Source organism: Ruoffia tabacinasalis (genome assembly GCF_005864045.1).
In the GTDB taxonomy this organism is placed as follows: Bacteria; Bacillota; Bacilli; order Lactobacillales; family Aerococcaceae; genus Ruoffia; species Ruoffia tabacinasalis.
In genome coordinates this window covers 1-26,441 of sequence record NZ_VBSP01000020.1, presented here as the reverse complement: position 1 = coordinate 26,441, position 26,441 = coordinate 1, and the positions used below count along the sequence as shown (strand labels likewise).

The 26,441-nt window shown below is 36.6% G+C and carries 23 protein-coding genes and 1 other RNA gene; 10 read left to right on the top strand and 14 right to left on the bottom strand.

Annotated elements, in window-relative coordinates:
• Positions 1-193: 193 nt before the first annotated feature.
• Together alaS and FEZ33_RS06740 are read right to left on the bottom strand one after the other, a co-directional pair.
• The gene (alaS, locus tag FEZ33_RS06745) at positions 194-2,851 is read right to left on the bottom strand and encodes an alanine--tRNA ligase (protein WP_138404642.1); all 2,658 of its coding nucleotides are present in this window, start codon (positions 2,849-2,851) and stop codon (positions 194-196) included.
• A 280-nt stretch (positions 2,852-3,131) separates the two neighbouring features.
• Complete coding sequence (locus FEZ33_RS06740) at positions 3,132-3,935, bottom strand: Cof-type HAD-IIB family hydrolase (RefSeq protein ID WP_138404641.1); 804 nt, start codon at positions 3,933-3,935, stop codon at positions 3,132-3,134.
• 227 nt (positions 3,936-4,162) lie between these two features.
• Here FEZ33_RS06740 and FEZ33_RS06735 point away from each other — a divergent pair, with 227 nt between their 5' ends.
• Together FEZ33_RS06735 and dsdA are read left to right on the top strand one after the other, a co-directional pair.
• Positions 4,163-5,107, top strand: a complete 945-nt coding sequence (locus FEZ33_RS06735; protein ID WP_138404640.1) for a diacylglycerol/lipid kinase family protein — start codon at positions 4,163-4,165, stop codon at positions 5,105-5,107.
• Positions 5,108-5,128: 21 nt separating this feature from the next.
• Positions 5,129-6,478, top strand: a complete 1,350-nt coding sequence (gene dsdA / locus FEZ33_RS06730; RefSeq protein ID WP_138404639.1) for a D-serine ammonia-lyase — start codon at positions 5,129-5,131, stop codon at positions 6,476-6,478.
• A gap of 62 nt (positions 6,479-6,540) precedes the next feature.
• On the opposite strand, the gene recD2 is transcribed toward dsdA, so the two are convergent.
• The gene (recD2, locus tag FEZ33_RS06725; RefSeq protein ID WP_138404638.1) at positions 6,541-9,000 is read right to left on the bottom strand and encodes an SF1B family DNA helicase RecD2; all 2,460 of its coding nucleotides are present in this window, start codon (positions 8,998-9,000) and stop codon (positions 6,541-6,543) included.
• Between the two features lie 148 nt (positions 9,001-9,148).
• Here recD2 and FEZ33_RS06720 point away from each other — a divergent pair, with 148 nt between their 5' ends.
• A complete protein-coding gene (locus FEZ33_RS06720; RefSeq protein ID WP_138404637.1) occupies positions 9,149-9,724 on the top strand; it encodes a peptidase dimerization domain-containing protein in 576 nt (191 codons plus the stop codon).
• Between the two features lie 253 nt (positions 9,725-9,977).
• Here FEZ33_RS06720 and mnmA read toward each other — a convergent pair whose 3' ends face one another.
• The 3 genes from mnmA to FEZ33_RS06705 are packed head-to-tail and all read right to left on the bottom strand — an operon-like array spanning position 9,978 to position 12,623.
• Complete coding sequence (gene mnmA / locus FEZ33_RS06715) at positions 9,978-11,102, bottom strand: tRNA 2-thiouridine(34) synthase MnmA (protein WP_138404636.1); 1,125 nt, start codon at positions 11,100-11,102, stop codon at positions 9,978-9,980.
• Positions 11,103-11,136: 34 nt separating this feature from the next.
• Positions 11,137-11,472, bottom strand: a complete 336-nt coding sequence (locus FEZ33_RS06710; RefSeq protein ID WP_138404635.1) for a cysteine desulfurase — start codon at positions 11,470-11,472, stop codon at positions 11,137-11,139.
• Positions 11,445-12,623 (bottom strand): cysteine desulfurase family protein, encoded by a 1,179-nt coding sequence (locus tag FEZ33_RS06705; RefSeq protein ID WP_138404634.1) that lies wholly within the window; start codon positions 12,621-12,623, stop codon positions 11,445-11,447. Before FEZ33_RS06705 ends, FEZ33_RS06710 begins: the two co-directional genes overlap by 28 nt.
• Before the next feature lie 214 nt (positions 12,624-12,837).
• On the opposite strand from FEZ33_RS06705, the gene FEZ33_RS06700 reads away from it, so the two are divergent.
• A complete protein-coding gene (locus FEZ33_RS06700; RefSeq protein ID WP_138404633.1) occupies positions 12,838-14,103 on the top strand; it encodes a replication-associated recombination protein A in 1,266 nt (421 codons plus the stop codon).
• Between the two features lie 100 nt (positions 14,104-14,203).
• A non-coding RNA gene (gene ssrS / locus FEZ33_RS06695) (6S RNA) lies at positions 14,204-14,395 on the top strand.
• Positions 14,396-14,481: 86 nt separating this feature from the next.
• Here ssrS and FEZ33_RS06690 read toward each other — a convergent pair.
• Complete coding sequence (locus FEZ33_RS06690) at positions 14,482-14,862, bottom strand: VOC family protein (RefSeq protein ID WP_138404632.1); 381 nt, start codon at positions 14,860-14,862, stop codon at positions 14,482-14,484.
• A gap of 405 nt (positions 14,863-15,267) precedes the next feature.
• Between FEZ33_RS06690 and FEZ33_RS06685 the strand changes: the two genes are divergently transcribed.
• A complete protein-coding gene (locus FEZ33_RS06685) occupies positions 15,268-15,897 on the top strand; it encodes a response regulator transcription factor (RefSeq protein ID WP_212746676.1) in 630 nt (209 codons plus the stop codon).
• A gap of 18 nt (positions 15,898-15,915) precedes the next feature.
• Entirely contained in the window at positions 15,916-16,203 is a 288-nt protein-coding gene (locus FEZ33_RS06680; RefSeq protein WP_138404630.1) for a hypothetical protein, read from the top strand.
• A gap of 51 nt (positions 16,204-16,254) precedes the next feature.
• On the opposite strand, the gene pyrR is transcribed toward FEZ33_RS06680, so the two are convergent.
• The 3 genes from pyrR to FEZ33_RS06665 all read right to left on the bottom strand — a co-directional run bounded on the left by pyrR (position 16,255) and on the right by FEZ33_RS06665 (position 18,556).
• Positions 16,255-16,785, bottom strand: a complete 531-nt coding sequence (gene pyrR / locus FEZ33_RS06675) for a bifunctional pyr operon transcriptional regulator/uracil phosphoribosyltransferase PyrR (protein ID WP_138404629.1) — start codon at positions 16,783-16,785, stop codon at positions 16,255-16,257.
• A gap of 67 nt (positions 16,786-16,852) precedes the next feature.
• Complete coding sequence (locus FEZ33_RS06670; protein WP_138404628.1) at positions 16,853-18,040, bottom strand: acetate/propionate family kinase; 1,188 nt, start codon at positions 18,038-18,040, stop codon at positions 16,853-16,855.
• A 132-nt stretch (positions 18,041-18,172) separates the two neighbouring features.
• Positions 18,173-18,556 (bottom strand): Rid family detoxifying hydrolase, encoded by a 384-nt coding sequence (locus FEZ33_RS06665; protein WP_138404627.1) that lies wholly within the window; start codon positions 18,554-18,556, stop codon positions 18,173-18,175.
• Between the two features lie 164 nt (positions 18,557-18,720).
• On the opposite strand from FEZ33_RS06665, the gene FEZ33_RS06660 reads away from it, so the two are divergent.
• The 3 genes from FEZ33_RS06660 (at position 18,721) to FEZ33_RS06650 (ending at position 21,797) form a co-directional block, all read left to right on the top strand.
• Positions 18,721-18,984, top strand: coding sequence for an ACT domain-containing protein (locus tag FEZ33_RS06660; protein WP_138404626.1), 264 nt, complete (start codon positions 18,721-18,723; stop codon positions 18,982-18,984).
• A gap of 11 nt (positions 18,985-18,995) precedes the next feature.
• On the top strand, positions 18,996-20,354 hold the full coding sequence (locus tag FEZ33_RS06655; RefSeq protein WP_138404625.1) for a PFL family protein: 1,359 nt from the start codon (positions 18,996-18,998) through the stop codon (positions 20,352-20,354).
• A 105-nt stretch (positions 20,355-20,459) separates the two neighbouring features.
• Complete coding sequence (locus FEZ33_RS06650; protein WP_138404624.1) at positions 20,460-21,797, top strand: FAD-dependent oxidoreductase; 1,338 nt, start codon at positions 20,460-20,462, stop codon at positions 21,795-21,797.
• A gap of 192 nt (positions 21,798-21,989) precedes the next feature.
• On the opposite strand, the gene FEZ33_RS06645 is transcribed toward FEZ33_RS06650, so the two are convergent.
• From FEZ33_RS06645 to FEZ33_RS06630, 4 genes are all read right to left on the bottom strand, one after another.
• Positions 21,990-22,793, bottom strand: a complete 804-nt coding sequence (locus tag FEZ33_RS06645; protein ID WP_138404623.1) for a nuclease-related domain-containing protein — start codon at positions 22,791-22,793, stop codon at positions 21,990-21,992.
• Positions 22,794-22,996: 203 nt separating this feature from the next.
• A complete protein-coding gene (locus FEZ33_RS06640; RefSeq protein ID WP_138404622.1) occupies positions 22,997-24,139 on the bottom strand; it encodes an ABC transporter permease in 1,143 nt (380 codons plus the stop codon).
• The gene (locus tag FEZ33_RS06635) at positions 24,126-25,193 is read right to left on the bottom strand and encodes an ABC transporter permease (RefSeq protein ID WP_138404621.1); all 1,068 of its coding nucleotides are present in this window, start codon (positions 25,191-25,193) and stop codon (positions 24,126-24,128) included. Before FEZ33_RS06635 ends, FEZ33_RS06640 begins: the two co-directional genes overlap by 14 nt.
• Complete coding sequence (locus FEZ33_RS06630; protein WP_138404620.1) at positions 25,190-26,140, bottom strand: ABC transporter ATP-binding protein; 951 nt, start codon at positions 26,138-26,140, stop codon at positions 25,190-25,192. Before FEZ33_RS06630 ends, FEZ33_RS06635 begins: the two co-directional genes overlap by 4 nt.
• Between the last annotated feature and the right edge of the window lie 301 nt (positions 26,141-26,441).

Here is a 26,441-nt window from a genome sequence, read left to right as displayed (position 1 = left end):
TTAGATCTTTTGCGATGTACTTCGAGTTAACAACATTCTAACATACTTTGCGTATAATTACTTAGTAAATTCCTTCGCAAGCTATAATTTGTAAAGGAATTGTCACAATCAAAGCTAAAAAGCACAAGGAAAGAGCAGATGGCATTGTAAACGATTTATTCAATACAATCTATCTGTTCTTTCTCAAGTAAACTTATGCTTCTTTAATTGTTGCTTTTATTGCCTCAGGGATTGCACTAATCATATCTTGAATACCTGCTGGGTTTTTCCCTCCAGCTTGAGCCATTTGTGGTCGTCCACCACCGCCACCGCCAATTAATTTAGCTAATGGTTTAATAATGTCTCCGGCTTTTGTTCCTTTTGCGACAGTTTCATCATCAACAAAGACTAATAAAGTCGCTTTATCATCTTGGTTAGAAACAGCCACTAGAATATTTGATGCTTGTTTTTCACGCCAAACATCTCCTAATTGACGTAAGCCGTCTGCTGATTGATTTTCTTGAACGACACTTACAAAAGTGATGCCTTCAACTTCTTCAGTCTCATTGAATAAATTACCTGACTCTTCTTGTAATAATTTTGCAGATAGTGATTCAACTTTTGAGTGCGCTTCTTTCAACTCTTCTTGTAATTGGTGAATACGAGGTAGAAGTTGTTGCGTTTGTTGTACTTTCAATTCAGCTTGAACAGCTTGTAACATTGCTTCTTTTTCTTGATAGTATTCAATCGCAGCTTGCCCTGTAAGAGCTTCGATACGACGAATACCTGCACCAATTCCTGATTCACTCACTAATTTGAAGGTACCAATATCATTTGTATTCGATACGTGTGTTCCCCCACAAAGTTCGATGGATTCATTCCCAATGTTTACAACACGAACGACATCGCCGTATTTCTCACCGAACAATGCCATTGCGCCTAAAGCTTTCGCTTCATCAATTGGCATTTCGTTAATATCAACGTCGACGGCATTTTGAATAAAGTCATTTACATATTGTTCAATTTGTTTTAATTCTTCGTCAGTGACTTTACCAAAGTGTGAGAAGTCAAAGCGTAAGCGGTCTGGCCCAACGTATGAACCTGATTGATTCGCATGCTCTCCTAAGATTGTCTTTAGTCCTTGGTGTAATAAGTGAGTTGCGGTATGGTTTTGGTTTGTTTTCAGGCGAGTCTTACCATCTACGACTAGCGTATATGATTGGCCTTCATTTAGACGCATACTCAACGGTTTCACTTTATGCATGTATTGGCCGTTAGGTGCTTTTTGTACGTCATTTACTTCCGCAATTAATTCACTGCCGTCGTAAATTCCACCTGAATCCGCTACTTGTCCACCCATTTCAGCATAGAATGGACTGCGATTAAAGAATACCCAAGCTTCTTCATCAATTGGAAGATGGTCTAAACTCTCTTCATCTTTAATGATCGCTTTGATAGTCGCATTGCTTGATAATTGGCTGTGTCCAACAAACTCAAATTCAGTCGTAACACCTTGTAGAGCCTCTGATTGCACTGACATACTTTCTTCAGTTGATCTTGCTGCTCTTGCACGCTCACGTTGTTTTTCCATCTCAACTTCGAAGCCGTCATTATCTACAGTAAATTTGTTTTCTAATGCCATCTCTTCAGTTAATTCTAATGGGAAACCAAATGTGTCATATAATTGGAAAGCTTGCGCTCCAGATACAACTGTCTTACCTTCTTCAGTCAATTGAGCCAAGATATTTTCTAACTGTAACTCACCGTCGCCAATTGTTTCGTGGAATCGTTCTTCTTCATTTTTAATAATTGTTTGAACAAAATCCAGCTTCTCATTAAGTTCAGCGTAGTAGCCACCCATGATTTCTGTAATTGTTGGGACTAAGTCACTTAAGAATAAAGTTGTGATTCCTAAACGACGACCATGCATCACACTACGGCGAATTAAGCGACGAATAATATAGCCACGGCCTTCATTCGATGGTAACGCGCCATCACTAATCGCAAATGCTACCGCACGTATATGGTCTGCGATAACTTTGAAGCTGACTTTTCCTTCATTACTTTCGCTATATTTAACGCCATCAGTTAACGTTTCGATTCTCTCAATAATTGGCATGAATAAATCTGTTTCAAAGTTCGTTGGTGTATCTTGAATCACTGATACTAAACGCTCTAAGCCCATCCCAGTATCGACGTTTTTATGTGGAAGTGGTACATAAGTATCATCTGGCATATGATTAAATTCAGAGAACACTAAGTTCCAAATTTCTAACCAACGCTCATTTTCCCCACCAGGATAATTTTCTGGATCGTCTTCAGCTAGATTGTTATACGATTCACCACGGTCATAGAAAATTTCTGTATCCGGGCCACAAGGTCCAGCACCAATATCCCAAAAGTTATCTTCTACTGGAACTAAGTGTGAGTTATCAAAGTTTGGAATAGCTTCCCATAACTCTTTTGTTTCAGTATCTTCTGGATAATAAGTGACGAATAATTTTTCTGGATCGAATGCTAACCATTTTTCTCCTGTTAAGAATTCCCAAGCCCATTCAATCGCTTCTTCTTTGAAGTAATCTCCGATTGAAAAGTTCCCTAACATCTCAAATAAAGTATGGTGTCTTGCTGTTACACCAACATTTTCAATGTCATTCGTACGAATACTCTTTTGAGAATTTGTAATTCTTGGATTTTCTGGCGTTTCAGTTCCATCAAAATACTTCTTAAGCGTTGCAACACCTGAGTTAATCCACAGTAAAGTTGGATCATTCACTGGTATTAGCGATGCACTCGGACGGACATCATGACCTTTATCTTTATAAAATGTTAAAAATAAATCTCTAATTTCTGCACTTGTTAATTGTTTCATCCAAACACCCCTTTAAAATAATAAAAGAGCTGTTATATGCAAGGGCGACAATCGCGGTACCACCTCGCTTATAACAACTCAAGTTCTTATATCTCAATTGCCGTTAACGCCGACTTACGCTAAATTTTCACTTAGTTATACATGAGGAGCATCATCCTTGTCGTTTCTTCCACCAACCGAAACGTCTCTGTCATTAAGTCTGATATGGTCTCAAATCGTCTATATTATACATAATTAGCCTAATTAATGTCAACTATAAATGAGCTGTATAGATTGATTCTTAGTTAAAGTATTTATCGATAACTTGAACAACGCCATCTTCATCATTTGTTCCAGTCACATCATCTGCAATACCTTTCAGATAGTCTGATGCATTCCCCATAGCAATACCAATTCCTGCAGCTTCAATCATTGGCGCATCATTATTCCCATCACCAACTGCTACAACTTCACTAATATCAATGCCGATATGGTCACAAAGTCTTTGTAAACTTAAACCTTTAGAAACATCACGGTGCATAAATTCTAGGAAGTAATCTTTTGATGTAGCTGCATTCGTTGCTTTACCAAATTTTCCTTGGAGTTCCTCGTTGTGTTTTGCGACGATGTCTGGATCGCCAACGGCGATAAATTTTAATTCTTCTGATTCTAAATTATTGGCATAGTCACTGTCATAAATTGTTTCTAGCCCAGTTAATTCACCTTCAATATGACTGTAATCATTTTCCCGACTGAGATATACTTCATTATCACCGTAAGCGATTAATGCTAAACCTGTATCATGAATATATTGAACCAATTCTTTTTGTTCATCGAAGTCCATTCGTTGACTAAATAGTTCTTGCGCATCTTCCATGCTTGTAACTACTGCCCCATTAAATGAAATCGCATGTGATTTATGTTGATCTAGTAACAGTTCTTGAGCCTTTTCAACCGCTGATTTAGTTGGACGCCCAGTTGCTAGCACCAAGATAAAGCCATCCTCTTGGAATTGCAATAATCTTTCTTTCGTCACCGAACTAATTTCGTGATTACTATTTAATAAAGTATCGTCAATATCCAAGACAAGCATTTTGTAAGACATATATACACTCCTTAACTTCTCAATATTTATTCAGCCTTATTGTATCATATTTTATGAGAAACTATGAGAATAGAATCACTTTTTTTATTTAACTCTTATTAAAATCCTATTGTCAAATCCACAACAAAATATGACAATAGAAGTAATTCTTTATTAAATGAATAACTTTGAGTATAATCATCCTTAGTGTTTAAATTCAAATTGATAAAGAAATAACGAGGTGCTCTATGACAAATCGCGTACATATAATATGTCATCCTGAAGCGGGTGGCGGAGATGGGAATACTATCTTAAAAAAAGTCCATACTGAATTGGACAGTTTCCAAATGGAATACATTACTTATCTAACTGACTATTCGACCCATGCCGAAGTTTTAACTGAACAGCTAGTTAATCGTGGTCACAAAGAATATCAGGACTATTTAGTCGTTGTAGGTGGAGACGGTACATTACATGAAGTAGTTCAAACTTTATACAAGAACCAAGCTGATATCCCAGTCACTTATGTACCTGCTGGAACTGGGAATGATTTTTATCGAAGCTGGCAAAAAGGACTATCAGTCAGAGAAATCATTGAAACGATGTTATTCTCAGAAAAGCCCGTTCCAATTCCAATATTCACTTACAATAACCACATTACTAAACGACAAGGTGTCGTCTTAAATAATATGGGCTTTGGCTTCGATGCTGAGGTCAATTTCCGAGCTCAAAATCTTATTAAAAATTCTTTTTTACCAAAAATAGGTCTTGGAAAACTTTCGTACTTATTGGCAGTACTGTTAAGTTTAAATAGCGTGCGTCATTTTGCCGTATCAGGAAGTATTGATAATCATCAGTTTCACTATGATGATGTTAGTTTAGCTGGAATATTAAATTCCCCTACTGTAGGTGGTGGGATTAATATCGACCAGTTAACGAGACCAAAAAATAATGAAATTGCACTCGTCATTTATCGTGATATAAAATTATCAGCAATTTTTGATTTATTGATAAAAGTGTTAATAACAAAGAAAACAAATGAATCTGATAATATAGATCGATACACGGGGCAACAATTACAATTAAAAATCACTGATCCAATTAGAGGTCAAGTTGATGGAGAAGTCATACCTCAAAAGCCAGTAAATATTGATCTGGCCTTATCAACTTATCCATTTTATTTACCTAACTAGAAGGAGTTGTGTTTTAAAGTTATGAATGAAATTTTACAACAAGAATACTTAGAAACTGAATTATTCAAGAATATCCAAACATCCCAACCTGTTTTTTGGGAAAATGATTTAAAAATCCCCTTTGCTGAAGCTACTGAGAAAGTTCCTTATTCAAAAAAAGATGTTGATGATGCAGAGGCAAGGTTAAAACGCTTTGCTCCTTTCATTATCAAAGCTTTTCCAGAAACAGCCATCAATGATGGTTTAATTGAATCCGAATTTACTGAAATTAATACAATGAAAGAATATCTAGAAGATACTTATCATACAACTATCGAAGGAAAACTTTTATTAAAACGTGATGATACCCTACCCATTGCTGGAACAATCAAAGCTCGGGGTGCAATCTACGAAGTATTAAAACATGCTGAAACACTTGCTTTAGAAAATGGTTTACTTGAATCAATTGAAGATAATTATGAAAAATTCTTAAACGACGAATTCAATGAATTCTTCGCTCAACATAAAATTATGGTTGGAACAACTGGTAATTTAGGCATTAGTGTGGGCGTGATGGGAGCTAAATTAGGCTTTAATGTCACAGTTCATATGTCAACTGAAGCGAAACAATGGAAAAAAGATTTATTGCGTTCAAGAGGAGTAAATGTCGTTGAGCATAAAACAAACTTTACGGAAGCTGTTAACCAAGGAAGAGCGGAATCTTTAAGCGATCCAACGTCTTACTTTGTTGATGATGAGCATTCGATTGAATTGTTTTTCGGTTATACAGTTGCTGCCAATCGTTTAGCAAAACAATTAGAAGAAGCCAATATTAAAGTTGATGCTGAACATCCTTTATTTGTCTACTTACCTTGTGGGATCGGTGGAAGTCCTGGTGGGATTAGTTTTGGTTTAAAACAAATTTATGGTGATCATGTTCATTGTATCTTTGCTGAACCGACTCAAATGCCTTCAATGCTTTTAGGTTTAGCTACTAAAGAATTTGACGGTGTCACAGTAGACGCGTTCGGTATTGAATCTCGTACAATTATGGATGGTTTAGCCGTACCTCGTACATCCGGGCTTATCTCACGCATCATGCAATATTACTTCGATGCTGGTTACACCCTTAAAGAAGACGAATCAATGCGTCTACTAGGTAAAATGATTGATTTAGAAGCAATTTCGCTTGAACCTGCTGCCCTGGCAGGTGTTGTGGGTGCGGTTCGCATGCTAACGACCGATTCAGGTCAAGCTTTCTTAGCGAATCATCAACTACAATCGAAGTTAGGCCAAGCCACTCATATTGCTTGGGCAACTGGTGGGAGTATGGTTCCTGAAGAAGATATGCAAGCATTCTATCTACAAGGAAAAGCAGTCGATAATAACTAAATTTAAAAAGAGAGAGTCACTGAATTCCTAATGGAACGAATTCAGTGACTCTCTTTTGTATTTTAATTTGTTGAAGACATAAAATCATAAGGTGTAACACCATCCATATTAATCATTGGATCAATTTGGTTAATCGTCGCTTCCCTCAATTCTAAAGGTTCTTCAATTTGTTCTTCTAACTCCATTTGAATCGCTTCTGCTTCTGGAGTTTGTTGACTCGGTTCTTCTTCTTTAGTCTGTTCTTCCGCTTCATCGTCCTCATCTTCGGACGCTTCTTTGTCAAATTGAACCATTAATAAATCCCTTAAGAAGGTTTTACGGGGTTCTTTTTCGCTTGTCACAGCTTTGTAAAAACTATCTGGATTCCCAAGCATAATTAAGCTAGACTGTGCCCGTGTAATTGCTGTATATAGGATATCCTTTTGAAGTAATCGAGAGAACATATCGACTAACGGCAAGATAACGAGTGGGTATTCACTCCCTTGCGCTTTATGAATCGATGTACAATACGCTAATGTCAGTTGATCTAAATCAGATTTCTTATATACAAGTTCAACATTATCGAAAGATACGGTGATTTCTTCTACTTTTGAAGCCGTCTCTTTCTTAAAATGTATCGACTCAATGCGTCCAATATCTCCGTTATATACACCATCTTCGGAGTTATTTACTAGTTGCAATACCTTATCTCCTACTCTGAAAACAGAATCAAAATGATTTATTTCGCGTTTTCTCGGTTTGGGTGGATTTAATAATTCTTGCAATAAAGTATTGAGTGCATTAATGCCGGCTGGTCCTTTATACATAGGCGCGAGTACTTGTAAGTTTGTTGCATCAAAGCCTTTTTTCTTAGCCGCTACAATAATTTGTTGTACCACATGACCAATTTGTTGTGCCGGCGCTTGAATAAATGACCGATCATGTTGCTTCATTAAGAAATCATCTGGTAAAATACCTTGTCGAATCTTATGTGCCAAATCAATTATGGTACTATTTTGTGCTTGACGGTAGATTTTTTCTAAACGAAGTACGGGTAAAACATCTGATTCAATCAAGTCACTAAAGACTTTTCCTGGTCCTACTGAAGGCAACTGGTCCTTATCCCCTACTAATACAACTTGTAAATGATATGGAATCGCTTGGACAAGCCAATTCATCAACCAAGTATCAACCATCGACATTTCATCGACAATTAGTAGTGAACCTTCTAATTCAGCTGCATAAAATTCATCAACCTGAGAATCACGATTAAAGCCAATCAGTCGATGAATGGTAGAAGCTGGTAAGCCGGTTGTTTCTTGCATTCGTTTGGCTGCTCGCCCTGTAGGTGCTGCAAGTAACACTGGATTTTCATCCACCTTTTTTGTTGCTTGTTCTAAATCATAGTCATGTAAGATTGAATGCAACAAGATAATACCTTTAATTAAAGTCGTCTTGCCAGTCCCCGGTCCACCAGTTATCACTGAAATTGGGGATTGAATGGATGTTTTCAGGGCTTGTCGTTGACTCTCATCATAATTAATTCCACTGATTTTAACGACTTCTTCAATCGCCTCATCGATTTCATCTTCTTCAAAGCGTTCAATTTGTTCATACTGATAGTAATTATCGATTTTCTTAACAATATTTAATTCAGCATAATATAAGCTTGGTATCATTAAATTATCAACTAAACGCATTAACTGTTCGTTTTGTACGGCTAATTCTACTGCTCGTTCCAATAACTCATCAGAAATTAAGTATCTTCGGCTCGACTCTAATAATTTTCGTCCATTTTTCTTAGCCACTTCTTCAGGAACATACGTATCTCCATCGCTATTTGATAACTCTAATACAGATACATAAATCCCTGAGACAATCCGATTAATATCCTCAGCATCAAAGTCTAATTGTTCTGCTAACTGGTCTGCTTTACTAAAGCCAATACCATCAACATCTTCAATTAATTTATATGGATTCTCTTTTATTAAAGTAATCGTTTCACTTTCATATGCACGGTATATTTTATCTGATAAGGCTGGACCAAAGCCCCATTCGCTTAATTGCATAAATATACGCTCAGTCCCTTGATGGCGTAGTAGCCCTTCGCGTAAGTTTTCTGCTTTCGCTTTTGATAAACCTGTGACATCTTTCAAGGCATTCGAGTCTGATATAATCGTATCAATGGCATCTTGGCCTAATTCATCAACAATGCGTTCTGCTAATACTTTCCCGATGCCTTTAAAGCGGCTACTTGATAAATAGTCAACGAGCCCTTCGTAAGATGTCGGCGCTTTTTGTTGATACCTTGTTACAGCAAACTGTTCTCCGTATTTGGGATGATTCGTTAATTTTCCAAAAAATTGATATTCCGTATCGAGATGAAGTGAAGCAAACATACCCGTAATGACTAATTCTTCATCTAACAGTAAGTCTGTTTCATCTTGATCAACGCTAATGCGGACAACTTTATAGAAATTCGACGGATTCTCAAAAAAAATCGCTTCTACGACACCGACAACTAACTCTTCTCCTTGAGACATTTACTTCACCTCCTTATAATTTTTCTAACTCATGTATCATATCATAATCCGTACATGTTTTTAAATCTGATTATGGTGTAGAAGATGGAATTCTGTGAGGGAATTGGTGGTTAACTGGAGGTATTTTTTAGATTTTTCTAGTTAACGTATGACTAAAGATGCAATAGTGATGGTGTCTCAGTACATTGCACATATCCAAACCATTACCTCTAGAGCGACTGATCCGATGGAAGCAACTGTCTTAAATGTTGGTAAAGTAGAGGCTGGTGTGCCTTTTAACATCATTGCCGAGAATGCTAAGCTTGAAGGTGCCGTACGAACCTTTGATGCTAAAACTCGTGATATCGTAGAAATAGAAATGAAGCGCTATGCTGAAAGAACTGCAGCGATGTATGGTGGTACAGTTAAATTTAAGTATCATCGATTATTAGATTCTGTAATTAATGAAACACAAAGCGCTCAGTTAGTTCAATCGATTGCAAGAAATTCATTCGGTGAAGATTCAGTCGGAGACTTTCCACCAACAATGGGAGGCAAAGATTTTGGTGAGTACACGAACTATATTAATAGTGCCTTTGCGACAGTCGGAACACGCAACATCTCTAAAGGCTCAGACTACCCTCACTACCATGCTTGTATCAATGTGGTCGAGGAATCTTTAAAAGTTAGCGCAGAATTGTATGTCCAATATGCCCTATCATATTTATATCAAGATGAATTTTAATTAAAGAATAGTAAAAAAACACTCAAAGTTGTTCTCACACGAACTTCTTTGAGTGCTATTTGTCTTATAAAGGTTGTGTTCACTTAATTATTTTGAGCATGTGATTCGAAATAATTTGAATGCCGGCGATGAAATTCTTGTTAACACTCTTTTCGAATAAAATAAAAACTACTTAACCTTTAATAGTCGAATATATTATGGTATTAAAAAAGTTCAGAGTGACGAATCACTCTGACCTTCTTCAGTCTATTACTTATACGTATTGTCTTTTTTGGCTGTTTGAGAATGCAGCATCAATCGTTCCGCCACCTAAACATTCGTCTCCATCATAGAAGACTACCGCTTGACCTGGTGTAATTGCACGAACAGGTTCTTTAAAGTAAACTGTAGCAAAATCTGCTTCAGCATCGATCTCAACTTTAACTTCAACGTCTTGTTGACGGTATCTGAATTTCGCTGTACATTCAAATGTTCCGTCCACTGGTAAAGGACTAGTGAAACTTAAATCTGATGCTTCTAAGTAATCAGAGTATAGGTTTTCATGATGATATCCTTGACCAACATATAAAGTTTGTGTTTCAGTATCTTTACCAATGACAAACCATGGCTCGTTTGAATCGCCGCCCCCACCAATTCCTAAGCCTTGGCGTTGACCGATAGTATAGTACATTAAACCTGAATGATCACCTTTAACTTCTCCGTCAAGTGTCATCATTCTACCCGGTTTGTTCGGTAAGTAATTTGATAAGAATTCTTTAAAGTTGCGTTCTCCAATGAAACAAACTCCAGTAGAATCTTTTTTCTTAGCTGTTGCTAAGCCTGCTTTTTCAGCAATTTCACGTACTTCTGATTTTTGTAAATGCCCTAATGGGAATAAACTTCTCTGTAATTGTTCTTGTGATAATTGGTTTAAGAAGTATGTTTGGTCTTTATTATTATCTGCCCCACGTAATAAATGAACGGTTCCATCTAAATCACGTTTCACCTGTGCGTAGTGCCCCATCGCAACATAATCTGCACCTAGATCTAAAGCATAATCTAAGAATGCTTTAAATTTCACTTCTTTATTACACATAACATCTGGATTAGGTGTGCGTCCTTTTTTGTATTCTGATAAGAAGTACTCAAACACACGGTCCCAATATTCTTTTTCGAAGTTTACAGAATAGTAAGGAATTCCAATCTGTTCAGCTACTAAAGCCACGTCCTTATAGTCTTCTGTTGCAGTACAGACTCCGAATTCATCCGTGTCATCCCAATTCTTCATAAATAACCCAATTACATCATAACCTTGTTCTTTTAATAGCAATGCTGTGACGGATGAATCCACACCGCCACTCATTCCTACGACAACTCTAGTATTGCTGTTATCTGACATTGTCATTTCCTTTCTATAACTTTTATTTTTGTTTTTATTTTTCGTTTAATACATTACGGTCAACAAAGCCATCAAAGATAAAATTCACTTTTTCAACGATCATGCTATTATTATCTAATTTTGAAATATCTACGGCAGTTAGACCTTTTTCGTTCACTGTTGATATTTTAAGTCCTTTTAGATCTTTATCAACAGTTACTTTTAATACAAGACCTTGTTTATGTGTAGAGTCTAGTGCTCTTTTATAAATAAAGTTCCCACTTTTTGTGTCAGTAAAGCCATTATCACGTAAAGTGTATGGACGTGCCTCTGGGCTCACACTAAATGTACGATTGAATCCTTTTAATTCTGCAATTTCTTTGAAAGCCATAAATCGATCTTCCCCTCTGATATTTTCTTTAAACTTTGGATAAATTGATCGATGTCTTCTCGTGTAGTTTGATAACCGAATGAAATTCGTAAACTTTGGCTCCACCGTTCTGGTTGATCGGGGTAATAAGCTTTTAAAATGTCACTCTCAGTGAGACTCCCTGCGGAACATGCACTTCCCGCTGAGATATAAACATCATCTAAATCCATTTTTATTAGCATTTGGCTTGCTATATTACCATTAAACCACAAATTATTGATATATGGTACTCGATTATTCATATCGCCATTAATTTCAAATTCAATATCACGTTCATTCAGCGTCTCAATTAAATAAAGATGTAACTTTTCATATTTACTATATGTTTCTTCTTGCTCAGCGAAAGTCAATTCGAGTGCTTTTACCATCCCTAAGATATAAGGGACATTCTCAGTACCTGATCGCATCTTATTTTCTTGACCGCCACCATAAAGTAAGGGTCCAAGATGGTTATGTTCTTGGAAAGAACGATATATTAAGAAGCCAATCCCTTTTGGACCATTAAACTTATGGGCAGAACCAACAAAGGTCGTGCATTTCAAATGTGAATAGTCATAAGCCATTGGCCCTACTGCTTGAACAGAATCAACGTGAAACCATAGATTGCGCTCATTAGCTTCTTCACCTAACTCAAAGATGGGCAGAATTGAACCAACTTCATTGTTAACTGCCATCGCAATCCAACCAATTGTTTGATCAGTTGTAACGTCTATGAACTGCTGGACTGTTATCTCACCTCTTTCATTCGGTTGAATATATGTTACTTCAAAGCCTTGAGTCTCAAGATATTTCGTTACGTTTGTAACGGACGGATGTTCAATTGCGGTAGTCACAATATGATTTCCTTGCCCTAATTCTTTTGACTTCTCGGCTTGAGAGCGAATTGCCCAATTGTTTGCTTCAGTCGCACCACTTGTAAAGTAAACTTCTGATTCGTCCACATTCAATAGCTCTGCGAGCTGTTTACGTGCTTGGATCATTGAGTGCTTTACTTTTTTTCCAAGGCGATATGTGCTTGATGGATTCCCATAATCATTCAGTAATGAATCATGGATCACTTCCAGAACTTCTGGTCGCACTGCTGTCGTCGCAGCATTATCTAAATAAACCATTTAAACCCTCCTTTCAACATGTCTATTAATACAACTTTAACATTATAACACAAGTTTGAATAACTGCAATATCTAAGTTTATCAATATATAAAATAATAACTTTAATCTAGAAATTATCAATTAATTCAAATATCATATATAATACATTAGATAATTATTATTTAGTTTACATATATAAACAATGAATACAACTTATTGCGAAAGGAGTATCTTATGCAACAACCATTAGCTTACCGTATGCGCCCTAAACATATTGACGAAGTTTTGGGACAGAAACATCTTGTTGGCGAAGGAAAAATTATACGACGGATGGTGATTTCAGAACGTCTATCGTCGATGATTCTTTACGGACCTCCTGGTACAGGTAAAACAAGTATCGCCAGTGCCATTGCGGGTAGTACGAAATATGCTTTTCGGATCTTAAATGCTGCCACAGATTCTAAAAAAGACATGGAAGTAGTCGTTGAAGAAGCGAAGATGTCGGGAACTGTTATTATGTTACTTGATGAAATTCATCGCTTAAATAAAGTGAAGCAAGACTATTTACTACCTCATCTAGAAAACGGTCGGGTCATACTCATTGGAGCTACTACTGAAAATCCATACATCACCATTAATCCGGCGATTCGAAGTCGATTACAAATATTTGAAGTAAAACCTTTGGCTCCCGAAGATATTAAATTAGGTCTTCAAAGAGCCCTAGAAGATAATGACATCGGCTTAGGTGAATATAATGTAGAGATTCCAGATGATATATTAAATCATTTCTCTCATGTGACCAATGGCGATATTCGCTCTGCCTTAAATGCCCTAGAATTGGCTGTCTTATCAACCAAACCCGATGAAGATAATGTCATTAAAATTACACAAGACGTCGCTGAAGAATGTCTGCAACATAAACGGATGACGCATGATAAAGATGGAGATGCTCATTACGACGCCATCTCTGCCCTTCAAAAATCAATTCGAGGGAGCGATGTCGATGCAGCAATGTATTATTTAGCCGTCTTATTAGAAGCAGGTGAATTAACTATTGCTTGTAGACGTTTATTAATTATCGCTTATGAAGATATAGGCTTAGGAAACCCTGGAGCTACTTCAAGGACAGTTTCGGCTGTGACAGCAGCTGAAAAAGTTGGCTTGCCTGAAGCGCAGATTCCATTAGCTTTTGCGGTCGCCGATTTAGCTTTAAGTCCAAAATCAAACACAACTTATCGTGCCCTAAACAGTGCAATGGCAGATATTTCAGCGGGTAATGTCGGACAAGTACCCGATCATATTCGTGACGCTCACTACTCCGGTGCTGAAAAATTAGGTCGTGGTGTTGAATATAAATACCCGCATGATTTCCCGCACCATTATGTCGAACAACAATATTTACCTGATAATTTGAAGCGTCGTCAATACTTCGAACCTGATCCTACAGGTAAATATGAAGAAGCTCTCGCTCAAATATATAAGCAAATTAAACAAAAATAACGATACCTATCTGTGTCAGTAACCCTTTACAAGCTTGTCAGGGCAACACATCTTATTTTGTTGCAATTTATTATATTAGTGCTATAATGTACTTAACAAAGGTTCTCTGAGGTGTACGTTGTATATATATTGTGTGGACCGAACATTTCTTTTTATCTCGGGATCCTATGATCTTGTTTCTATGACAAGCCTTTTACACTTGGAAGTCAGAAAAAGCAAGTGTGGAGCCCACCTGTAATTACTTGCAGGTTCAATAACATATATATACGGAAACGGCACCACCGGATGCCTTTTAGTCGGCTTTACAGCCGACTTTTTTTGTGCACATTAATATAAGCCTCGAGTGTTAACTATTGAACACTTGAGGCTTACTGCAATTTAATCTGTTGTTAGTTCGATACGGTTTCCATCTAGATCAAGAACAACTGCTTCGTAATAGCCATCTCCTGTCGTTCTTGGTCCATCTAATAGGTCATAGCCATCATTAGTTAAACGCTTTGTAAATTGATCGACATCATCTTTGTCCCCTACACTAATTGCTAAATGGGCATAACCAAACAATTCCCCTGCTGCTTCAGTCATATCATCACGATGCATAATTTCTAATCGTGCCCCACTTGCGAATGTTAAAAAGTATGATTTAAACCCTTTTTTCTCATTGTGATATAAATCATTTGCAGAAGCGTCAAAATAAGTTTCATAAAATTGTCGTGTCTCTTCAATATCTTTAACCCACATGCCAATATGTTCAATCTTCATATTACTCCTCCTTCATTAATTCAATTTCATTATACATTTTATTAGTAACGTCACCAAACATGGGTTCTTCTTATAAACCTAATGACTTATAACAGTCAAATTAAATGTAATTTAAGATGAAATTAGGTATAATAAGACATATAAAGATAGGAGGAATGAACATGCGTAATTGGCCTTGGTTAAAAATTATTTGGTATGTCATTTTAATCGTTTTAGCTATCAAAACATCTAACGATCAAGCGGAAAAAGCTAGCTAATTTATATAAGCAATTATTCTAATTTTGCTTAATTTTAGTCGAGTACCAGAGATGATTCACTTCATCTCTGGTACTTTTTTTAATCTTCCGTGACAATCATTGTAAATTCAACTACAATTAAAGAAACATGATAAAAGGGGTGAACGCGTTGACAACTGTAATGATTATTGATGATGATCCAATAGTAGTAGAATCTTTGAGTTTAATTATTGAGAATGGTGGCTACGAAGTAATAATAACCGGCTATTCTGCTGAAGAAGCCATTGCTAATTACTCAATTTACAAGCCAGACATCACATTGTTAGATATTCGAATGCAAGATAAATCCGGAATCGATGCTGCTTCGACTATTTTGAGTGAATTTCCGCAAGCAAAAATTCTACTCGTTACTACTTTTGAAGACTCAGATTTCATACAAGCTGCCCTTCAATTAGGGTGTACAGGCTATATCTTAAAGCAAAATATTAAAAGTATCTTGCCAGCCATTGAAGCTGTTCTTAATAATCAGACCGTTCTCGATAATACTATCGTGAATAACGTTGCTCAATCAGTCTCTCAATCAAATCAAGAAATATTGAGTGAACTCACACCTCGTGAATTAGATATTTATCAAGCTGTCGCAGAAGGCTTGAATAATAAAGAAATTGCCGAAAAGTTTTACTTGAGCGAAGGAACAATTCGAAACTATATATCTCAACTGTTACTTAAGTTGGAGTTGCGTGATCGGACCCAGCTTGCGATCAGTTATTACAAAGGCAATGAATTCAAAGAAAATTAGTCAAAGGAAGGTTTACAAATGATATTTAATATTTTAATTTATGCATTTCCTGCCATGTTTATGATTTTGGGTGCATATTTATTAATTTATAGACGTACATTACTTGAGGTATTCGGCGACTATTCTAATAAAGTTATTATTATTTTTAGTGTATTGCTATCTTTAGTGGGGATTCTCGGCTTTATTTTAGTCGTAAATAATCTGATTGACTTGATGTTAATTTGGATGTTAGCAGCACTCTTGGTCGTCTTTTTTATGGTATTTGTCTTTTATTGGTTATTTAAAGCCAATAATGGGAAAAAATAACACAAAAATATAGGGAACAAACTCTTAAAATTGAGTCTGTTCCCCATTTTTTTAATCTAATACACTGACTAAATCTTTTCCGTCAACTTCTTCAACTTCTACTTTGACTCTCTCTTGCTTAGATGTCGGAATATTCTTCCCAACATAATCGGCCCGAATGGGTAATTCTCGGTGTCCTCGGTCAACAAGAACAGCCAATTGAATGTGAGATGGGCGCGCATTTTCTAAGATGGCATCCATGGCTGCACGAACGGTTCTTCCGGTATAAAGAACATCGTCCACTATTACTACTTTTTTTCCAGTTAAATCATGTTCAAAAGAAACGGCTTTTACTTCAGGACTGACAGATTTTTTAGATAAATCATCGCGATAAAAAGTAATATCTAAGATTTCCAGTGGTAATTTTACACCTTCAATTTCTTCGATCTTTTCCTGTAGACGTTTTGCTAAAAACTCGCCTCTTGTTTTAATTCCAAGAATCACCAGTTTTTCCGTCGATTTATTCTTCTCTAAGACCTCATGGGCAATACGCTTTAATGTTCTTTGCATACCGCTTTGATCCATTAATTCTCTTTCACTCATTGTCATAACCTCCTTTTAAAAATAGACCGCTCACCCAATTAGGTTTGCGATCTGATTATGTTAATTATTATTTGAAGCGTTCAACGTCACGTGCAATCGCTACTTCTTCGTTTGTAGGAATGTTGTAGATTGCAAATCTTGAGTCGTCAGTTGAAATTAATGCTTCTTTACGAGTGTCGTTACGCTCGTCATCAATTTCTCCACCAAAGAACGTAATTCCGTCCATGATTAATTTTCGTGTAATTCCAGAGTTTTCACCAATACCTGCTGTGAATACTACTGCATCAACACCGTTCATAACTGCGATGTATTGAGCGATGTATTTTTGAACACGATTCATGAAGATATCTAACGTTAATTGTGCACGTTCGTTACCTTCTGCTGCAGCATCTTCAACGTCACGCATATCACTTGATACACCTGATAAACCTAGTAAACCAGATTTTTTGTTAAAGATTGTGATTACATCGTTCACATCAGTGATGTTTAATTTGTCCATTAAGAATGGAATGATTGATGCATCGATATCACCTGTACGAGTACCCATTGTTACACCAGCTAAAGGAGTGAATCCCATTGATGTATCTACAGATTTACCACCGTCAACGGCTGTAATTGATGCACCGTTACCTAAGTGACACGTAATGATTTTTAAGTCTTCGATAGGTTTGCCCATTAATTCAGCTGCACGTTTACTTACGAAATCATGACTTGTTCCGTGAGCACCGTACTTACGGATTTGGAAGTCTTCGTAGTATTCGTAAGGTAAGCTGTATAAGTAGTTAACTTCTGGCATTGATGTATGGAAAGATGTATCAAATACTGCTACTGCAGTTGCGTGTGGTAAACGCTCTTCAAACACATGCATAACTTCTGCTTCTGCTGGGTTATGTAAAGGTGCGAATTCACTTAAGTCTTCAACTTGTTTAATTACTTCTGGAGTAACTAAAGTTGATTCTTTAAAGATTTCTCCACCTGCTACTACACGGTGCCCTACACCTGTAATTTCAGTTAGATCGGTGATAATTTGGAATTCTTCTAATTTATCAAATAACATATCAACCGCTTGAGCATGAGTTGCGATATCTTCTGTTACAGTAAACTCTTGATCATCACCATATTCGATTGTAAATACTGAATTGTTGATACCAATTCTTTCTACTAACCCTTTAGCAATAACTGATTCTTCTGGCATATTGTATAACTGGAATTTTAAGCTTGAGCTCCCAGCATTAATTGCAAATGTTTTAGACATTAATTAATTCTCTCCTCTTCAATATAAGTCATAATACTATTATACATTTATTATAGCAGATTGCATTAGAAGTTCTCTACTAAATTATAATGTTTTTTAATATAAACAATAACTTAAAATACTAAGCTTATTTTATGACTTGTAATGAGCAATGACATCCATTTTTACTTTTGCCCCCATTGGCAAACTACTTACTGCAAATGAACTTCTAGCTGGATACGGTTTGTGAAAATTCATGGCATATATCTCATTTAGTATGGATGAATCTCCAATGTCATTCATATATAACACAACTTTTACAACGCTTGTTAGATTTAAACCTGCACTATCTAATATATGGGCAATATTTTTGAAAACTTGCTTCATTTCTTCTTCAGCATTCCCTTTAACTAATTTATTAGTTTCTGGATCAATGCCTATTTGACCTGATACATATAACATATCTCCTACACGAACGGCTTGCGAATATGGGTCCATCGGCTTTGGTGCTTTATTAGAATAATAAACTTTCTTCATACTTAGCCACCCTTTCTATGAGTCTATTTACATTATAATAAATTATAAAATAATGTATAGGAAAGTGACTATTTTCGCGTTTCTAATTATTTTTTCATTTTATGTAGGGAAAATTCTTCGGGTGTGCTATAATTTACAAAACAAATCAAAAGGTGGTTAACACAATGCAAGCTGTTATTACTGTAATTGGGAAAGACAAAGTAGGGATTCTAGCAGAAGTTGCGACACAATGCGCTAAATACAATGTAAACGTCGTGGATGTTGAACAAACGATTATGCAAGATTACTTTACGATGGTGATGTTAGTGAATATTGATAAGCTTTCAATTGAATTTGAAGAATTTCAACAGAACACGAAGGAAAGTATCCCTGAGATGGAAATACACGTGATGCATGAGGATATTTTTAATTCTATGCACCGAATTTAAGGAGTTAAACCATGTTAGAAATGCAAAATGTTATTGAAACTGTTTCTATGATTAAAGAAGATAACTTAGATATTCGTACCATTACGATGGGTATATCCTTAGTTGATTGTGCGGATGGGGATATTGATCGTTCCTGTGAGAAGATTTATAACAAAATTTATAAATCTGCCAAAGACTTAGTTAAAACTGGTGAGTTGATTGAAGGTAAATTTGGTATTCCGATTGTAAACAAACGGATTGCTGTCACTCCTATCTCTCAACTGCTTGCTGCCTCAGGTGGCGATCCTTTAAAATACGCGCGAGTTTTAGATAAAGTCGCTCAAGATATTGGTGTAAACTATATCGGTGGTTATTCTGCTTTAGTCCACAAAGGCTTTAGTAAAGGTGATTTGGAATTAATTCAATCTATTCCACAAGCCATGGCTGAGACAAATCATGTGTGTTCTTCAGTGAATATTGGTTCAACCCGTGCGGGTATCAATATGGATGCTGTGGCGATGATGGGAAATATCGTTCGTGAAGCTGCTGAACTAACACAAGATAATGAGTGTATGGGTGCTTCTAAGATTGTCGTTTTCTGTAATGCTGTTGAGGATAACCCTTTTATGGCCGGTGCTTTTCATGGATCTGGAGAGCCAGATGTTGTTATTAATGTCGGCGTTTCTGGTCCTGGTGTGGTGCGTACTGCTTTAGCAAAATTAGATAAATCGGCTTCATTAGAAGTTGTCGCTGATACCATTAAGCAAACAGCATTCAAGATCACTCGTATGGGCCAATTAGTTGGGACACAAGCCTCTGAAATGCTAGGTGTTCCATTTGGAATTGTTGATTTATCTTTAGCTCCAACACCAGCAGTAGGCGATTCTGTGGCGCATATCTTAGAAGAAATCGGTTTAGACCAAGTAGGTGCACATGGATCAATCGCCACACTTGCCATGTTAAATGATGCGGTTAAAAAAGGTGGCGTGATGGCTTCATCTCACGTTGGTGGGCTTTCTGGTGCTTTCATTCCTGTGACTGAAGATGCGGGGATGATTGCCGCGGCTGCCAATGGTACTTTAAATATTGAAACATTAATGTCGATGACGGCCGTCTGTTCTGTAGGTTTGGATATGATTGTTATTCCAGGAACAACACCACCAGAAGTTGTTTCTGCCTTGATTGCTGATGAAGCAGCCATTGGTATGATTAACTCTAAAACTACCGCTGTTCGTGTGATTCCTGCGATTGGTCGCTCAGATGACGAGTCACTTGATTTCGGTGGACTCTTCGGTTCTGGTACAGTCATGCCATTAAACCAAACTTCTCCGAAAGTATTCGTTGATCGTGGTGGGCGTATTCCAGCTCCAATTCAAAGTTTAAAAAATTAATGTCTTTCTCTAGCCCCTATTTTATAGGGGTTTTTATTTTATCTGCAAGCAATTTGTTTAGTGAATTTTGTTAATGGTAGTACAATATGAGTTAGGGGTGGTTTTATGAAACAAGTTAAAAATTTAATTATAGGTTTTGGTAAGGCGGGTAAAACGCTCGCGGGAGAATTCGCAAGTCGTGGTGAGGATGTTATTCTAGTTGAGAAATCTAAGAAAATGTACGGCGGGACTTGTATAAATGTTGCTTGTATTCCAACGAAGAAATTAAAATTCTTAGCTTTCAAACGTGATGAATTAGGCTATTCAATGGCTGTGAACGCTAAAAATGAGTTAATCAGCAAACTAAATAATGGAAATTACCATAAAGTTGCCGATTTAGAAAATGCTGAAGTTCTAGATGGGACGGCTTCATTTATTAATGAGAATACCGTTGAAGTTCATACTGAAGATGGCGTTGAAGAAATTCAAGCTGAGCGTATTTTTATTAATACGGGTGCGCGTCCATTTATTCCTAATATTGATGGTTTAGAATTAAGTGACCGTATTTTGACTTCTGAATCGCTAATTGAATTAACTGATTTACCAAAAGATTTGGCTATTATTGGTTCTGGTCCCGTTGGTTTAGAGTTGGCTTCTATTTATAGTCAATTTGGAAGTAATGTAACATTAATTGATCGCAACGATACGATTTTTAAAGATGAAGATGCAGATGTTCGTGATGCTGTGATTGCTGCAATTGAAGCTCAAGGTATTAATATTGTGACGAATGCGAATACGCAATCTGTAAAAGAAAATGCTGATTCGGTGTCTATTTATTATAATATAAATGGTGACCAACATGAGATTCAAGCCACTCACCTATTGGTTGCAACGGGTCGTAAACCGAATATCGAAGACTTGAATTTAGGTAAGGCTGGCATCACCGTTTCAGATAAAGGTGCAGTTGAAGTGAATGAGTTTTTACAAACTAATCTTCCACATATTTTTGCACTCGGCGATGTTAATGGTGGTCCTCAACAGACTTATATCTCACTTGATGACTACCGCATCATTCGTGACTTCATTTATGGTGACAAGTCGTATAGTACAGACCGTCGAAAAAACGTACCTGCAACAACATTTATCGAGCCGCCTTTATCACAGGTCGGCTTATCAGAAACTGCTGCGCGTGAGCAAGGTCTTGATTACAAGGTTGCCAGTCTGGATGTAAGTTCTATTCCTAAAGCGAAAATATTAGATAACCAAACTGGTTTATATAAAGCGATTATTGATAGAAAAACGAATAAGATTCTTGGTGTTACCCTATTTGGTGAAGAATCACATGAAGTTATTAACATTATTTCAACGGCAATGATCGCTGATATGGATTACACTCAACTCAGAGATCAAATTTTCACTCACCCAACGATGGCTGAAGCCTTAAATGATTTATTTAAAATATAAAAGTATAATTAAATGAAAACCCGTCCCGAATCTTCGCGATTTGGGACGGGCTTTTTTGCTTTAGTAGGAAATTGGGTTGAAAGCGTCACTTTGATTTCTCATAGTATCGCTTTTCAACTAAAAGCGTCACTTTGAATTCTCATAGTATCGCTTTTCGAATAAAAGTCTCGATTCACATTTTCAATTAACAATTTACACATGCATTTTATAGTAATACTTATTACTCCCTCCTACTTTCTCGTAATGCTTATTCATAATCTTCTTGATTGAGGTGATGCCAATCATCCCACCCATAAAATCATAAATATTTCTTGGTGTGAGCATTTGAGGGTTGTCAAAGTATAGGATTCTTAAGTGATATGCTGCTCTTAGAATCGCTTTCGCCTTCATTTCTCTCACGCCACATTTTCTACATTCAATGCTTTGATGTTTGGCAATCATATTAAAACTGTGACATTGACAACACGTAATCCCTTTAGGAATGCCTGAAAAACTTTCTACTTGCAAGATTTCTGGTTGAAATGGATTAGCTACTCTATATCTATTGAGCACTTCATGACAATCTTTAAGATAACTCGCCTTAAGTGGGAAATCAGATTTGTCTTTAATATTTTTAATATAGGATCTAAGTTGGTGGCGCAACACGACATCATAATTAACTTTGGTATCTAGGCTAACTTGCGAGTGCTCGTTTATAAAAATCATCGCACCCGTAACATTGACCGAATGTGGTATCTCACTAGCCATATGCGTTAAGCGATTGATGCGCTCTTGCATTTTGGTTACGATGTTATCTTTTAGTAATTTGCCATTTAACACACAATCGTAATCTAGATATTGAAAGTCTCCATCGTAATTTTTCACCTCAAGGACGTACCAAGTATCTTTAGTAATAACGATAAAATCCGCCTGTAGACGCTTTCCGTTGTCAAACCAATAGTCACCAATAATTTCCCAAGTCTCGCTGCCAAATTTTATGAGCCAATCGAGGACCATTTTTTCATCATATTAGCCTCGGAGTAGATAATATATTCGATTTTCTACATCTGACGGCAATTCAACTTTTCCAATGTGTGCTATTTCTAGATACACTTAATCTTTATTTTTCTTCATAAAATTCACCCCTATATACAAGAAAAATGGTGAATTCCATTTTATAAAATGAAAAAAGTCCAAGAGTTTCCTCAAGGACTTAAAAATTATCCCTTACCTGCACGCTTTTGTTGTGAAATTGCGACACCTAATAAGGTGAAGACGACGGCGAAGGCTAAAAGAAAGCCCCACTCGGTTAATAAATCTGTGTACGAATTGATGTCTTTCATCACACTTTGTCTAAAGTAGAACAAAGGTGAGAAATGTGCAATACGTTGAATGGTTGGACCCATAACCTCATACGGGATGAATAATCCTGACAAGAACGCGAGACCCAAACTCACGACGGTGGTGAGTGCATTAATGATATTGCGATTGTTCGTGAGTGCTGTCATTAAAAATGCCATCGATAATGCGTTTAAGACGAACAAGGCAAGTGAAATAATGATTCGAACGTAATCAATCGGAATAGAACTCGGGATATAGACCCACAGTACTAAGAGTGTAATGAGTAGAATTAACCCACCATAGGTTACTTGTCCTAAGACAACTTGGGTATTATATCTTAGATTTGAAATTCCACTCAAATTAATGCGGTCTTGAATTTTTTTAGATTTAATTTCTGACATAGCCATACCAACAGTTCCAAGAATAATTTGAAGGACAAAGTAACCCACTAATGCAATTCCGGTTGTATAAGCCAAGAGAACGTTTTGATGATCTAAGCCACCAATCAATTCTACTTCGGCTGTTTCATTCAGCGTAGAATCGAGTTGATCTGTTAACTCTGAAATATCGCTGACTCCAGATGCGACCCGAGCATTGGCCAATCGTAAGTATTTGTCGACCTCCGTATTCAGCTGTGCACTACTCATATCACGTTCATTCAGTAGTAACTCAACCTGGTCTGCTTGCCCATTTAAAACCAATTCTTCAAAATTCTCAGGAATATATAACATCCCCTGATATGTTCCAGAGAAAACTTCATTTTCAACATCCACTATAGTGACATCGGATAGCGTTTCCACGTCATGCGATTCACTCAAGTAATCCACTAAATGTTCACCCAGTGGATCGTCACTTTGATTCACTACTGCAATATCTAAGGTCACACTTGAGAATGTTTGATTTTCATCGCCTTCTGGTTGCCCTATGGCTACAAATACAAAACCAAGGAAAATTAGAAAGTAAATTAGCAGTTCTTTCCAATACTTTGAGAAGATGCGGATGATCATATTATAGATGGTCATAACGTTTCCCCCTTAAGTAATAGACTGAAAATGCAAACATTAGTATGATATATACGGCCATAATCAAGATTCCTTGTGAAAGAATCCTCGTATCATTCAGTAAATTAATACGATAGAAATTCTCAGTAATAATGTTTACAGGATTGACTGTGTTAAACCATGGAATCGTGTTGTTTATAAATTGCTTCACACCCGGTACCATTCCCCCTGCAATAAAGGTTAAAATTAGCGTTGATGCGACAACAATTTGGATTTTCCCATCGATCTTCAACTTTGGAATGAGTCCGACAACAATTCCCAACATAATCCCGAAGATATTTCCAAGGAATATAAGTAGCAAACTATAACCGAAATGATTCACGACTTGAATTCCGAGCACATATTGAATATAAATAATTAAAATGATGTTCGCAGCAAAGTTTACAAGAACCGCATTTAAAGCGTTTAAACCAATATAGCGATAGCGTTTTAACGGTGTGCTGCTCAACCGAGAAGCGAGTGAACTTAAGGGGGCTAGAATTTCAGTCGAAATTTGCACCCCATAAAATCCCCCGTATAAACTTACCATAGCGATTAAACCGAAGAACATAATCACGATATAGGAACCGGGTGTCGATTCCATTTTGACAAACTCCGTTGTGTAATCCATATTCAATGCATCTAATCCCATCGCTGTGGTTTGTTTCACTTGATCCATGATACTTTTGACGATGGAAGTATTTAAATTACTTTCATTCATTAATAAGTTTCCATCTTGCTTTACATAGACTTCTATTTCTTCTGCTTCCAACAGTTCTCTTCCCTCTTCTTCACTCATCGTCGTTACATCGAGAACGTCTATGTTAGTTAATATTTCACCGTAACTATAAAAGGGAGTGGATTCGGTTGTCACTCCAATCGGAACAGCTTCAATATCACCTTCAATTAAGCTTGATGATGCGAAGAAATAAAGAGAAGCAAGAATTAGCGGCAACCCAAAAGTATAAAATAAAATATCTGGTGTTCGAACAAATCTCAGAAAATAATACCTTAGTTGCGTGAGTGCTGCTCTCATTGGTCACGCAGCTCCTTCCCAGTCAGTTCTAAGAAGATTGAATTTAAATCTGGCATCTGACTATATAATTGAGTATAAGACAATTCATGTTCTTCAATGAATTTTACTAATTGAACGACATGATTATTCCCTTCGTCATAGACGAGTCGCCATTTGTTCTTACCTGTCTTCTCAATCGTATTGAGATTTGGTAATTCTCTCATTTCTTCGATCTGTTCTGGACTAATATCAAACAATTCGATATTAATAATCTCACCTTGATTCACTTTTTGTTGTAATTGTTCTAAAGTCCCATCAGCGATGTTTTGCCCTGAGTCTATGATTACAACGCGGTCACTAATTTGCTCTGCTTCGTCCAAATAGTGCGTCGTATACACGATGGTTGCACCGTTTTCGTTCAAACGTTTAATTCCCTCTAAGATAAAATTCCGACTTTGAGCATCAACTGCAACTGTTGGCTCGTCCATAAAAATCAAATCGGGTTGGTGAGCGATCCCACAGGCGATATTTAAACGGCGTTTTAATCCCCCACTTAATTTCTTTGGTATAAATTTGCTGTATTTATCTAATTCAACAAACTTAATTGCTTCATTAACTAAACGTCGGCGCTCATCTTTATCTTCTAAATATAAGCCACAGAAGAAATCAATATTCTCAAATACAGTTAATTCTTCGAACAAAGCAACTTCTTGAGGCACCACGCCGATTCTTTGCTTAATTTTATAGCTGTTAGGTTTTAATTCTTCTCCAAATACATCGATGTCACCTTTATCATAAGTGAGTAAGCCGAGGATTGAATTAATTAAAGTTGTCTTACCACACCCATTTGGACCAAGTAAGCCAAGGATTTCACCTTTATATACCGATAAATTAAAATGATCTAAGGCTACCAATTTGCCATAGCGTTTTACAAGTTGTTTTACTTCTACTGCAATATTATCTGTCATTTTTTTCACTCCTTACTTGATTTGTTAACTTAAGTATAAAGGTAAATGCTTTCATGCAGTAGTGTCATTGCGCTAATTTTGATATGACATTTGTCATGAGTTTGGTAAAATGAAAGAAATAACCAACAAAGGAGGCAGCGATGAGAAGCAAAACTTTTATTATAGAAGCTTTATCCTGAATAATTCATAGTTTTACTAATAGTCTTTCCTAACATTGATTTAATAGTCTTTAAAGTAATCTGCTTCATCACCCATTAGGTGATGAAAAAAGACCCCCTTTCTGATATGGTTAATTCACCAC

Bases quoted from the DNA above. Each gene is read 5' to 3' on its own strand.
- FEZ33_RS06680 (WP_138404630.1), top strand. From the start codon at position 15,916: ATGATATTTAATATTTTAATTTATGCATTTCCTGCCATGTTTATGATT.
- dsdA (WP_138404639.1), top strand. From the start codon at position 5,129: ATGAATGAAATTTTACAACAAGAATACTTAGAAACTGAATTATTCAAG.
- pyrR (WP_138404629.1), bottom strand. From the start codon at position 16,785: ATGAGTGAAAGAGAATTAATGGATCAAAGCGGTATGCAAAGAACATTA.
- FEZ33_RS06670 (WP_138404628.1), bottom strand. From the start codon at position 18,040: ATGTCTAAAACATTTGCAATTAATGCTGGGAGCTCAAGCTTAAAATTC.
- FEZ33_RS06735 (WP_138404640.1), top strand. From the start codon at position 4,163: ATGACAAATCGCGTACATATAATATGTCATCCTGAAGCGGGTGGCGGA.
- FEZ33_RS06640 (WP_138404622.1), bottom strand. From the start codon at position 24,139: ATGACCATCTATAATATGATCATCCGCATCTTCTCAAAGTATTGGAAA.
- FEZ33_RS06635 (WP_138404621.1), bottom strand. From the start codon at position 25,193: ATGAGAGCAGCACTCACGCAACTAAGGTATTATTTTCTGAGATTTGTT.
- FEZ33_RS06705 (WP_138404634.1), bottom strand. From the start codon at position 12,623: ATGGTTTATTTAGATAATGCTGCGACGACAGCAGTGCGACCAGAAGTT.
- FEZ33_RS06645 (WP_138404623.1), bottom strand. From the start codon at position 22,793: ATGGTCCTCGATTGGCTCATAAAATTTGGCAGCGAGACTTGGGAAATT.
- FEZ33_RS06690 (WP_138404632.1), bottom strand. From the start codon at position 14,862: ATGAAGATTGAACATATTGGCATGTGGGTTAAAGATATTGAAGAGACA.
- FEZ33_RS06665 (WP_138404627.1), bottom strand. From the start codon at position 18,556: ATGAAGAAAGTTTATTATTCTAATAAAGCACCAAAGCCGATGGACCCA.
- FEZ33_RS06740 (WP_138404641.1), bottom strand. From the start codon at position 3,935: ATGTCTTACAAAATGCTTGTCTTGGATATTGACGATACTTTATTAAAT.
- FEZ33_RS06660 (WP_138404626.1), top strand. From the start codon at position 18,721: ATGCAAGCTGTTATTACTGTAATTGGGAAAGACAAAGTAGGGATTCTA.
- FEZ33_RS06720 (WP_138404637.1), top strand. From the start codon at position 9,149: ATGACTAAAGATGCAATAGTGATGGTGTCTCAGTACATTGCACATATC.
- FEZ33_RS06700 (WP_138404633.1), top strand. From the start codon at position 12,838: ATGCAACAACCATTAGCTTACCGTATGCGCCCTAAACATATTGACGAA.
- recD2 (WP_138404638.1), bottom strand. From the start codon at position 9,000: ATGTCTCAAGGAGAAGAGTTAGTTGTCGGTGTCGTAGAAGCGATTTTT.
- FEZ33_RS06710 (WP_138404635.1), bottom strand. From the start codon at position 11,472: ATGGCTTTCAAAGAAATTGCAGAATTAAAAGGATTCAATCGTACATTT.
- alaS (WP_138404642.1), bottom strand. From the start codon at position 2,851: ATGAAACAATTAACAAGTGCAGAAATTAGAGATTTATTTTTAACATTT.
- FEZ33_RS06630 (WP_138404620.1), bottom strand. From the start codon at position 26,140: ATGACAGATAATATTGCAGTAGAAGTAAAACAACTTGTAAAACGCTAT.
- mnmA (WP_138404636.1), bottom strand. From the start codon at position 11,102: ATGTCAGATAACAGCAATACTAGAGTTGTCGTAGGAATGAGTGGCGGT.
- FEZ33_RS06655 (WP_138404625.1), top strand. From the start codon at position 18,996: ATGTTAGAAATGCAAAATGTTATTGAAACTGTTTCTATGATTAAAGAA.
- FEZ33_RS06650 (WP_138404624.1), top strand. From the start codon at position 20,460: ATGAAACAAGTTAAAAATTTAATTATAGGTTTTGGTAAGGCGGGTAAA.